Annotated in this window: 10 protein-coding genes; 6 read left to right on the top strand and 4 right to left on the bottom strand. The window is 68.7% G+C overall.

Annotated features, from left to right (window positions below; genetic code table 11):
- A partial coding sequence (locus tag VKG81_RS08095) for an SDR family NAD(P)-dependent oxidoreductase (RefSeq protein ID WP_324395317.1) occupies positions 1-525 on the bottom strand: 525 nt, incomplete at its 3' end.
- Positions 526-733: 208 nt separating this feature from the next.
- Here VKG81_RS08095 and VKG81_RS08090 point away from each other — a divergent pair.
- From VKG81_RS08090 to VKG81_RS08065, 6 genes are all read left to right on the top strand, one after another.
- Positions 734-1,408 (top strand): hypothetical protein, encoded by a 675-nt coding sequence (locus tag VKG81_RS08090; RefSeq protein ID WP_324395316.1) that lies wholly within the window; start codon positions 734-736, stop codon positions 1,406-1,408.
- A 73-nt stretch (positions 1,409-1,481) separates the two neighbouring features.
- Positions 1,482-3,026, top strand: coding sequence for a DNA polymerase Y family protein (locus VKG81_RS08085; protein ID WP_324395315.1), 1,545 nt, complete (start codon positions 1,482-1,484; stop codon positions 3,024-3,026).
- A 93-nt stretch (positions 3,027-3,119) separates the two neighbouring features.
- A complete protein-coding gene (gene cysD, locus VKG81_RS08080) occupies positions 3,120-4,037 on the top strand; it encodes a sulfate adenylyltransferase subunit CysD (RefSeq protein WP_324395314.1) in 918 nt (305 codons plus the stop codon).
- Positions 4,037-5,899, top strand: coding sequence for a sulfate adenylyltransferase subunit CysN (cysN, locus tag VKG81_RS08075; RefSeq protein WP_324395313.1), 1,863 nt, complete (start codon positions 4,037-4,039; stop codon positions 5,897-5,899). The genes cysD and cysN overlap by 1 nt, the downstream gene beginning before the upstream one ends.
- Entirely contained in the window at positions 5,896-6,624 is a 729-nt protein-coding gene (locus VKG81_RS08070) for a 3'(2'),5'-bisphosphate nucleotidase CysQ (RefSeq protein ID WP_324395312.1), read from the top strand. Before cysN ends, VKG81_RS08070 begins: the two co-directional genes overlap by 4 nt.
- Before the next feature lie 105 nt (positions 6,625-6,729).
- Positions 6,730-7,209 carry an RrF2 family transcriptional regulator gene (locus VKG81_RS08065; protein ID WP_324395311.1) on the top strand — a complete coding sequence of 160 codons (480 nt, stop codon included), beginning with the start codon at positions 6,730-6,732 and terminating at the stop codon, positions 7,207-7,209.
- 19 nt (positions 7,210-7,228) lie between these two features.
- Here the strand turns inward: VKG81_RS08065 and VKG81_RS08060 are convergent, their stop codons facing one another.
- Genes VKG81_RS08060 through VKG81_RS08050 form a run of 3 tightly spaced genes read right to left on the bottom strand, consistent with a single transcriptional unit; the run spans position 7,229 to position 11,103 of the window.
- Positions 7,229-8,284, bottom strand: coding sequence for a nucleoside hydrolase (locus tag VKG81_RS08060; RefSeq protein ID WP_324395310.1), 1,056 nt, complete (start codon positions 8,282-8,284; stop codon positions 7,229-7,231).
- Between the two features lie 31 nt (positions 8,285-8,315).
- Positions 8,316-10,340 carry an SDR family oxidoreductase gene (locus tag VKG81_RS08055; protein ID WP_324395309.1) on the bottom strand — a complete coding sequence of 675 codons (2,025 nt, stop codon included), beginning with the start codon at positions 10,338-10,340 and terminating at the stop codon, positions 8,316-8,318.
- A gap of 40 nt (positions 10,341-10,380) precedes the next feature.
- The gene (locus VKG81_RS08050; RefSeq protein WP_324395308.1) at positions 10,381-11,103 is read right to left on the bottom strand and encodes a VIT family protein; all 723 of its coding nucleotides are present in this window, start codon (positions 11,101-11,103) and stop codon (positions 10,381-10,383) included.
- Positions 11,104-11,118 lie beyond the last annotated feature (15 nt).

The raw sequence follows: 11,118 nt of genomic DNA, 5'->3' as shown, positions 1-11,118 counted from the left end.
CGACAGCGACAGCACGCCGGCCTTGCTGACGTTGTAGGCGGCCATTCCGGGCGCGGCGGCGAAAGCGGCGGCCGACGCGACGTTGATGATGCCGCCGTAGCCGGCCTCGCGCAGGATCGGCGTGAACACGTGACAGCCGTGGATCACGCCCCACAGGTTGACGCCCAGCACCCAGGCCCAGTCGTCCAGGCTGCCGTCGCCAACCGGGGTGCCGCCCGCACCCACCCCGGCGTTGTTGATCACCAGCGTCGGCGGTCCGCCGAACCAGGACTGCGCGTCGGTGGCGAGGCGGTGCACATCGTCGGCCTGAGAAACGTCGCAGCGCAACGGAAGAGCACTGCCGCCATGGTCGATGATCACGTCGGTCGTTGCGCGGGCGGCGGTTTCGTCGATGTCGCTGCAGACCACCCGCCCGCCGCGGCGGGCCAGCTCTTTCGCAAAGGCCGCACCGATGCCGCTGCCCGCCCCGGTGATCACCGCGGCGGCACGGCGGCTGCGCTTGCCCGATGAACGCAGAACGCCCATGGCGCTCACCCCAATCCATGATTGTTGCCCAGGAGCACGGCCTGAGTACAACAGCAAATGATGGACAGTTGTCAATGGCACATTGGTTATTGTGATCGAACCCGTGCAGCCGGAATTCGCGCTTGACGGTGGGGAGGGGCGGGTGTTTACTCGCTGTATCGAACATATATTCGATAAGCGCGTTGGTTGTGCAGGAGGAGGTGCACCGATGACAGCGGCGATAGCGGTGGATGACCGGCGTCTTGACCGCACTGACCAGCTTAAACAACTGCGTCGCCAGATGGCGGCGGTGGCGGGCAAGATGAGCCGGGGGCATTCGGCCCCGCACCGCGCCGACGCGCTGCTGCCCGAGGCTAAATCTTTGCTGCCGATCCCGGAATCGCTGGCCGAACTCCTCCCGGCGGGGTTGCCACGGGGGGCGGTGGTGGTGGCGTCGGGGGTGCGGTCGCTGCCGCTCGCGGTGACGGCCGGGGTGACTGCCGCAGGGGGCCATGCCGCCGTCGTCGGGCATCCCGACATCGGTCTGCTGGCGGCGGTGGAAATGGGCGCGGACCTGACCCGGCTGGCGCTGGTCCCCGATCCCGGGAGCGACCCGGTCGAGGTGGCCGCGGTGCTGATGGACGGGATGGACCTGGTGGTGCTCGGCCTGGGCGACCGGTCGGTGCCGATGTCCCGGGCGCGGGCGGTGATGGCCCGTGCCCGCAACAAGGGCTGCACCCTGCTGGTCACCGACGGCGACTGGCAGGGCGCGGCGATGCGACTGGAGGCGCGGGTCAGCGGCTACGAGGTGACGGCGCCTGTCGTGGGCTGCGGTCGCATCAGCAGAGTGCGGCTGGCCGTGCGGGCCTGCGGCCGTGGGGTGCCCCTTCGCGCGAGTGGGTAGCGGCTCATCGGTGCCTTCGCCTCTTCGCGCAAGCCGCTTATCGGTGCTTTCGCGGGTGCTGGCCCTGTGGTGCATGGACTGGCCGGCCGTCGCGGCGGCCTCGGCGGCGGGCCTGCCACCGTCGGCGCCGGTCGCCGTCACGTTGGCCAATCGGGTAATCGCCTGCTCGGCCGCGGCCAGGGCGGCGGGGGTGCGGCGTGACCTGCGCCGACGTGAATCACAGGCCCGCTGTCCGCAGTTGCACGTCGTCACCGCCGATCCCGGCCGCGACGCCCGCTTCTTCGAAACCGTTACCGCCGCGGTGGACGACATGGTGCCGCGCGCCGAGGTGCTGCGCCCCGGCCTGCTGGTGCTGCCCGTCCGCGGGGCCGTCCGCTACTTCGGCTCGGAGGCCGCAGCCGCCGAGCGGCTGGTCGACGCGGTGTCGGCGGCGGGCGTCGAATGCCAGGCCGGCATCGCCGACCAGCTGCCCACGGCTGTGTTCGCCGCCCGCGCGGGCCGCATCGTCGACACCGGTGGCGATGCCGCGTTTTTGGCTACGCTGTCGATCCGGGAGCTGGCCACCGAGCCGAGCCTGTCCGGGGAAGGACGGGCCGATCTGGCCGACCTGCTGTGGCGCCTGGGCATCCGCACCGTCGGGCAGTTCGCCTCGCTGTCCCGCACCGACGTGGCGTCCCGGTTTGGCGCCGACGCGGTGACCGCCCACCGGTTCGCCCGGGGGGAGCCCGAACGCGGCCCGTCGGGCCGGGAGCTGCCGCCGGAGCTCGACGTCGAGATGCGCTGTGACCCTCCGATCGACCGGGTTGATGCGGCCGCATTCGCCGGCCGCTCGCTGGCCAGCCGGTTGCACCAGACGCTGATGGCGTCGGGCGTCGGCTGCACCCGACTGGCCATCCACGCCGTCACCGCCAACGATGAACAGCTGCAACGGGTTTGGCGATGCGCCGAGCCGCTGACCGAGGATGCCACCGCCGACCGGGTGCGCTGGCAGCTGGACGGCTGGCTGACAAAGAGAACATCACAAGACCGGCCCACCGCACCGGTGACGCTGCTGCGGCTGCAACCGGTGGAGGTGGTGTCGGCCGAGGCGCTGCAGCTGCCGCTGTGGGGCGGCATCGGCGAGGAAGACCGCCTTCGCGCACGGCGCGCGCTGGTCCGCGTGCAGGGGCTGCTCGGGCCCGAGGCGGTGCAGGTCGCCGTCCTCAGCGGCGGCCGTGGGCCGGCCGAACGGATCACCCTCGCCCCGCTCGGCGACGAACTGGTGCCCCGTGCCGATCCGCGCAGGCCCTGGCCCGGTCAACTTCCCGAGCCATCGCCGACGGTACTGTTCGATGATCCAGTGGAACTCCTTGACGCTCAGGGTAATCCGGTCCGAGTGACCAAGAGGGGCGTGTTCTCCACCGACCCGGCACGGCTGGTCGCCGCCGACCGCGACGGTCCGCTGAGATGGTGGGCCGGGCCGTGGCCGGTCGACGAAAGGTGGTGGGACCCCGAGCAGGCCAAGGCGGGGCGCACCGCAAGGGCCCAGGTGCTCATCGATGGTCACGACGGCCCTGGACAGGCACTGCTGCTGTGTTACCGCCAGCGGCGGTGGTACCTGGAAGGCAGCTACGAGTAGCCCCTTGACAGTGACTCGCAACACATGGTTACAATCCGGTAAGAAGAGTAAATCTGGTAAGACTTACCAAGTTAACCCGGAAGGTACCACGGGATGACAGTACAGCCCGCGCCGCCGCGCTACGGGCTCAGCCACCTGCGCTCTTTGGAGGCCGAGGCCATCCACATCATCCGCGAGGTCGCGGCGGAGTTCGAGCGCCCGGTGTTGTTGTTTTCCGGCGGCAAGGACTCCATCGTCATGCTGCACCTGGCGCTTAAGGCGTTTCATCCCGCCCGGCCGCCGTTCCCGGTCATGCATGTCGACACCGGTCACAACTTCGACGAAGTGATCGCGGCCCGCGACCTACTCGTGGCCGAAACCGGCATCCGGTTGGTGGTGGCCTCGGTTCAGGACGACATCGACGCCGGCCGTGTCGTCGACAACGGCCCGTCGCGCAACCCCCTTCAGACGGTCACGCTGTTGCGTGCCATCCGGGAGAACAAGTTCGACGCGGCCTTCGGCGGTGCGCGGCGCGACGAGGAGAAGGCCCGCGCCAAGGAACGGGTGTTCAGCTTCCGCGACGAGTTCGGGCAGTGGGAACCGAAAGCGCAACGCCCCGAGCTGTGGAACCTCTACAACGGCCGCCATCGCAAGGGTGAGCACATCCGGGTTTTCCCGCTGTCCAACTGGACCGAATACGACATCTGGTCCTACATCGGCGCCGAGAACATCGGCCTGCCCGCGATCTACTACGCCCACCGCAGGCAAGTATTCGAGCGCGACGGCATGCTGCTGGCGGTCCACCCGTTCATGCCGCCGAGGCCCGGCGAGGAAGTCTTCGAGACCAGCGTGCGGTTCCGCACGGTCGGCGACGTCACCTGTACGGGTTGCGTCGAATCCAGCGCGGCGACAGTCGACGAGATCATCGCCGAGACCGCGGTTTCGCGGCTCACCGAACGTGGCGCCACCCGTGCCGACGACCGCATCTCCGAAGCCGGAATGGAAGACCGCAAGCGGGAGGGCTACTTCTGATGACCACGCTGTTGCGGATCGCCACCGCCGGTTCCGTCGACGACGGCAAGTCGACGCTGATCGGCCGACTCCTCTACGACTCCAAGGCGGTGATGGAAGACCAGCTGGCGGCCGTCGAGCGAACATCAAAGGAGCGCGGCAACGACTACACCGACCTGGCGCTGGTCACCGACGGGCTGCGCTCGGAGCGCGAGCAGGGCATCACCATCGACGTCGCCTACCGCTACTTCGCCACTCCCAAGCGGAAATTCATCATCGCCGACACTCCCGGCCACATCCAGTACACCCGCAACATGGTGACCGGCACCTCCACGGCCCAGCTGGCGATCGTGCTGGTCGACGCTCGACACGGTCTGCTCGAACAGTCCCGGCGGCACGCATTCCTCGCGTCGCTGCTCGGCGTGGCGCACATCGTGCTAGCGGTCAACAAGATGGACCTGATCGACTGGGAGCAAGAGCGATTCGACAACATCCGCGACGAGTTCCATGCGTTCGCCGCACGGCTGGGTGTGCACGACGTGACGACGATCCCGATGTCGGCGCTGCACGGCGACAACGTCGTGGCCAAGTCGGGCAAGGCGCCGTGGTACGGGGGACCCGCGCTGCTTTCCCATCTGGAAGAGGTTTACATCGCAGGTGACCGCAACCTGGTCGACGTTCGCTTTCCGGTCCAGTACGTCATCCGTCCGCAGACGCACGAGCATCTGGATCATCGAAGCTACGCCGGCACCGTCGCCAGCGGGGTCATGCGTCCGGGCGACGAAGTCGTCGTGCTGCCCAGCGGCAAGACGAGCCGGATCACCGCGATCGAGGGAACGAATGGCCCTGTAGCAGAGGCATTTCCGCCCATGGCGGTGTCGATCAGTCTCGACGACGACATCGACATATCTCGCGGCGATCTAATCGCGCGGATCAACAACCAGCCGCGCGTGACCCAGGAGTTCGACGCGACAGTGTGTTGGATGGCCGATGATTCGGCCCTGGAGCCGGGCCGCGACTACGTCATCAAGCAGACCACCAGGACGACGCGCGCGCGGGTCACGGCGCTGGACTACCGACTCGACGTCAACACACTGCACCGCGACCAGAATGCAACAGCGTTGAAGCTCAACGAACTCGGCCGCATCACGCTGCGCACCCAGGTCCCGCTGATGCTCGACGAATACACCCGCAACTCCAGCACCGGCTCGTTCATTCTCATTGATCCCGCCACCAACGGCACGGTCGCGGCCGGCATGGTGTTGCGCGACATGTCCGAACGGGCCGCCGCCGCCCGGGCGTCAAGCCCCAACACCGTCAAACACCGCTCTCTCGTCACGGCCGAGGAGAGGCTGTCGAGGGGATGCACGGTCTGGTTCACCGGGCTGTCCGGCTCGGGCAAGTCGTCGGTGGCCATGCTCGCCGAACGCAAGTTGCTCGGATCTGGAAGGCCGGCCTATGTGCTCGACGGTGACAACCTGCGGCACGGCCTCAACGCCGATCTCGGGTTCAGCATGGACGACCGCGCTGAGAACCTGCGCCGGCTGGCGCACGTCGCGAAGCTGCTCGCGGACTCCGGGCAGATCGTGCTGGTGCCGGCCATCAGCCCGCTGGCAGAACATCGCGAGCTGGCGCGGCGCCTGCACGAGGAGGCGGGGCTGCCCTTTTACGAGGTATTCTGCGACACGCCTATCGAGGACTGCGAAAAGCGCGACCCCAAGGGGCTTTACGCCAAGGCTCGGGCAGGGGAGATCAAGGATTTCACCGGCATCGACAGCCGGTACGAAGCGCCGGAGCACCCGGACCTACGGCTGGTGCCCGGCCGCAATCCCGATGAGCTCGCCGACCAGGTGCTCGGCCTGCTGGACGATGGGCGCCGATGACCGACCACGAGGTGGCCGAGCGGCTGGCCACGGCAGCCGGGCGGCTGCTGCTGGAGGTGCGCGACGAGCTCGCCGACGCCACCGAGGGTGAGCGGAAAGCCGCGGGTGACAAGCGGTCACACGACTTCCTGATGGCGGCTCTGGCGGCGGAACGACCAGACGACGCGGTGCTTTCGGAAGAGGGCATCGACAATCCGGGCCGGCTGTCGGCCGACCGGGTGTGGATCGTCGACCCGTTGGACGGCACCCGGGAGTTCTCTGAACCGGGACGCGACGACTGGGCCGTCCACCTCGCGCTCTGGCAGTCCGGTGAGCTGGTGGCCGGCGCGGTCGCTCTCCCGGCGCAAGGAGTTACGTTCGCCACCCCGGACGTCGCGACGCCGCCGATTTCGCAAGAGCCGCCTCGCATCGTGGTGTCCCGCACCAGGGCGCCCGCGATCGCGTTACGGGTTCGCGACCGCCTCGGCGGCACGCTGGTCGAAATGGGCTCGGCCGGCGCCAAAGTCGGGTCGATCGTGCAGGGAAATGCCGATGTCTACGTGCACGCGGGCGGCCAGTACGAGTGGGACAACGCCGCACCCGTCGCGGTGGCGCGGGCCGCGGGTCTGCACGCCTCCCGCATCGACGGCTCCGCGCTGCAGTACAACCGACCGGATCCGCGACTGCCCGATCTGGTGATCTGCCGTGCCGAGCTGGCCGAGGCCGTCCTCTCCGCGACGAACTGATCGATCTTGGCTTCGGCGACGGTGGGAAAACCAGACCTGCCGATCTGGATCAGGCAGTAACCGCCGCCGGCCGGAGAATCGCGCACTGATGGCAGAATTCGCACCATGCGGATGTCGGCCAAGGCGGAGTATGCCGTCAGGGCCATGGTTCAGTTGGCCTCGGTCGGCGAAGGCGTCCTGGTGAAAACCGACGATCTGGCGCAGGCGCAGGGCATCCCGCCGCAGTTCCTTGTCGACATCCTGTCCGACCTTCGCACCGACAGACTCGTGCGCAGTCACCGTGGCCGCGAGGGTGGCTATGAATTGGCCCGGCCCGCAGCCGACATCAGCATCGCCGACGTGCTCCGGTCCATCGACGGACCGCTCGCCAGTGTGCGCGATATCGGACTCGGCGAACTGCAGTATTCCGGGCCCACCACCGCGCTGACCGATGTGTGGCGGGCACTGCGGGCCAGCATGCGCTCGGTTCTCGAAGAGACCAGCGTTGCCGATGTCGCGGCCGGGAGGTTGCCTCGCCACGTCGGCGACCTCGCCGATGATTACCGTGACCAGGAACGGCGCCGCGGTCACCGGAGCCGCGACTGAGCGACGTCGCCGGTGACGCTCAGGCCAGCCCACGCGCGAACGGTCCGATGCGCTCCGTGAACCGGTCGAAGAACACCGCCGGGTCGACGCCCACGCCGACGTGCGCATTGGGTGTCCGGCCCCAGCGCCCGGTCCAGTCGGCGATGGTCATGCCTCTGGTGAGGGTGCCGGTCAGTTCGACGTCGACGGTCGCGGTCCGGGTCTGCACCAGGTCGGGATCGAGCGCCACCGCGGCCGCCAGCGGGTCGTGCAGATGGGCCAAATACCCTTCGCCCTGGTCGAAATGGAATTCGAAGTAGAACCGCATGGCGTCCTCGAGCACCCGGATCAGCGGGTTCGACGCCACCGAGCGGGTGCCCCGCGCGTCGGTTGCGCTCATCGGCAGCGTCGATGAGCCGGCCGCCTCGGCCAGCCGTGTCAAGATCGCAGGCGTCATCGCGATGTGCTCGGTCAGGTTGAGCCCCAGCACGATCGGGAGGTGGCCGGCGGAGAACTCCCATGCCCGGAACACTTCGGCCGCCGCCTCGGGGTCTACGCTGACGTTCCATTCGGCCACCACATCGGTGTTTCCGCGATACTCGAACGAGCCTGCCATGATCACGAGCCGGTGCAGCATCGTCGGCAACGTCGGCTCGGCGCGCAACGCCAGCGCAAGGTTGGTCAACGGTCCTGTCACCAGGCCGACCAGCCGGCCGGGGTGCGTCTGGGCGGCACGCACCCACGCACGTGCAGAGTCGTCGGCGGCGAGCTTGCGATCGTTCGGCGGTAGCTGCGCGTACCCAAGGCCCCGTGGGCCGTGGGTGTCCTCCGCGGTCCGCAACGGACTGCTGAGTGGCCTGGCGGCGCCTTCCGACACCGGCACACCGCTGACGCGGCACAGCTCGAGCAGCCCAAGATTGTTTTCGGAGACCTGCTGCACCGCAACGTTTCCGCCCGTCGATGCGATACCGACCAGTTCGGCGTCGGGGCTGGCCAACAGGTAGACCAACGCCATCGCGTCGTCGACACCGGTGTCGACGTCGGCGAAGATCGGCAACGGCGCCGTCTTGTCGGTCTTGTCCGTCTTGTCCGTCAAGGCGTTCGGCATCGCTGATGGGCGGCAGACACTACCAGTGCACGCCGGGCACGATCCGGACGGCGCGTCTGACCGGCCGGGTGACGGGCCGCAGCACCCGCATCCCGGTGACCGGCCTGGCCGGGCGCCGTGGCCGGCGGCGCGACGGACGCTGGGACGGCGACGGCTCGGCAGGCTCGATCCCGCGCGCCGCGGCCGAATCGGGATACCCCAGGTAGAGCTGGTGCAGAATCCGGCGCGACAGTTTGGGCGTGAAGTAGTTGCCGATCCCGGCCAACGTGCCGAGCGGGGTGTCGATGCGGGCCGGCTTCTCGATCAACGCGCGGACCACCATCGCCGCGGCATGCTCGGCGCTGATCGCCGGGGCCGGGTTGAGCCGCCGCGACGGTGCGATCATCGGGGTCTTCACCAGGGGCATGTGGATGTTGGTGAACGTGATGTGGTCGGACAGCGTCTCGGTCGACACGACATCGGCGAACGTGTCCAACGCGGCCTTCGTCGGCAGGTACGAGCTGTACTTCGGGTTGCGGGCCTGCACACCGGCGCTGGAGACGTTGACGACGTGGCCGAAGCGACGCTCCCGCCAATGCGGCAGCAGCGCCAGCACCATCCGCACCGCGCCGAAGTAGTTGACCGCCATCACCCGCTCGTAGTCGTGCAACCGGTCCGTCGAGTTCACCACCGAGCGGCGAATCGATCGACCCGCGTTGTTCACCAGGTAGTCGACGTGGCCGAACCGGCCGAGGATGTCCTTGACGGTGTGCTCCACCGACGCCGTGTCGGTCACATCGCAGGCGAACGCGTGAGCCTGGCCGCCGGCCTCGCGGATCTGGGTGACGAGCTCGTCGAGCGCGTCGCCGTTGCGGGCCAGTGCGAAAACCGTGGCGCCCCGCTCCGCGACGGCGATCGCCGACGCCCGCCCGATGCCGCTGGACGCCCCCGTGATGATCACGTGCCGACCGACAAGAGGGCCCGCCCGGTTGTCGCGCCGCGCCCGGTTGGGATCCAGGTGCCGCACCCAGTACCTCCACAGCTTCGGCGCGTACGACGAAAACTCCGGCACCTCGATGGCGCTGCCGCGCAACGCTTCGCGCGTGTCGTCGGAGACGAAGGTGGGTGCCAGATCGACGACGTCGAGCACCTCCGCGGGGATGCCGAGCTGGGTGACCGCCATATTGCGGACGAGCTTGGCCCGGCCCGTTGCCTTCAGGAAGGGCGTTGCCACCGACCGCGGCAGCACACCGCGCAGCGGCGGCAGCCCGGCGGCGCCGGCGACCCCGCGATAGATGCCGCGCAGCCCGATGCTGGTCGGCGACGTCAGGTGGAACGTCTGCGCGTCACGGCCGGGGGCGTGCATCAGCTCGACCAACGCGTCGACCACGTAGTCGACGGGCACGATGTTGGTGCGCCCGCTGTCGGGCAGCGCAATCGGGGTGAACGACGGCAGCTTGGCCATCGCGGCCAGCACGCCGAAGAAGTAGTACGGCCCATCGACCTTGTCCATCTCGCCCGTGCGTGAGTCGCCGACCACGACCGCGGGCCGGTAGATGCGGTAGCACAACCCCGGTTCGCTGCGCACCAGCAGCTCGGCTTCGAACTTCGTCCGGTGGTATGGCGTCGGCAGGTCCTGGCCGACGTCGAAGTCGGCCTCGGTGTAGTCGCCGCGGAACGTCCCGGCCACCGCGATCGACGACACGTGATGCAGCGTCGCGCCGAGGCGACACGCCAGGCCGATCACCGACCGGGTGCCCTCGACGTTGGCCGCCCGCTGATCGGGCTCGGGAGCGGTGATGTCGTAGATCGCCGCGCAGTGCACGACGTGCTCGACACCGGCGAGCTCCGCGACGGTCTCGGCGCACAGCCCGAGATCGGCGGTTGTCAGATCGCCGACCAGCGGTTTCACGCGATCGCCCCAGTCGATCGCCAGCCGCTCGAAGCGTGCGAGCGACTCACGGCGCACCAGCACGCCGACCTCGTCGTCGGGAAACTTCTCGAGAAGGCGAGACACCACGCGGCGGCCGATAAACCCGGTACCGCCGGTAACGACATAGCGCATGGCTGTCATCGTGGTCGGCACACTTCGCGGCGTCAATGACCTATGTCACAGCGTGGCCGATAAGGTGACCGATCGCAAACGTGATCGCCATGGCGAGCGCGCCGCCGATCGTCACCCGCAAGGCCGCCCGTTGGGGTCGGGCGCCACCGAGCCGTGCGCTGACCCAGCCGGTGATCGCCAGGGCGACCAGAACGGACGCCACCGTTACCGGGATCCGGGCAGGCGCGGGCGGTAAGAGGATCGCCAGCAGCGGCAACAGCGCCCCGACTGTGAACGACACCGCTGAAGACAATGCGGCCTGCCACGGGTTGGTCAGCTCTTGCGGGTCGATACCCAGCTCCGCGTCGACGTGCGCGGCGAACGCGTCGTGCTCGGTGAGTTCCTTGGCGACCTGCTCGGCGGTCTGCGGTGAGAGCCCCTTGGCCTGATAGATCCGGGCAAGCTCGTCGAGCTCGTCGCGCGGCTCTTCGACCAGTTCGGCCCTCTCCTTGTCGAGTGCCGCTTGTTCCGAATCGCGCTGCGTGCTCACCGACACGAACTCGCCGACAGCCATCGACAGGGCTCCTGCGGCCAGCCCGGCGATTCCGGCCGTGAAGATCGGCCCGCGGGTGGCACTGGCCGCCGCGACACCCACCACGATGCCGGCGACCGACACGATGCCGTCGTCGGCGCCGAGCACCCCGGCGCGAAGCCAGTTGAGCCGGTTGGCGAACGAGCCGGTGTGCGGCTCGGAGGGATGCCCGGCGTCGTCACTCCTCGTCACACAAGGAAGGTTAGC

Source organism: Mycobacterium sp., assembly GCF_035314905.1.
Classification (GTDB): Bacteria; Actinomycetota; Actinomycetes; order Mycobacteriales; family Mycobacteriaceae; genus Mycobacterium.
This window is presented reverse-complemented; position numbering and strand designations above follow the sequence as displayed.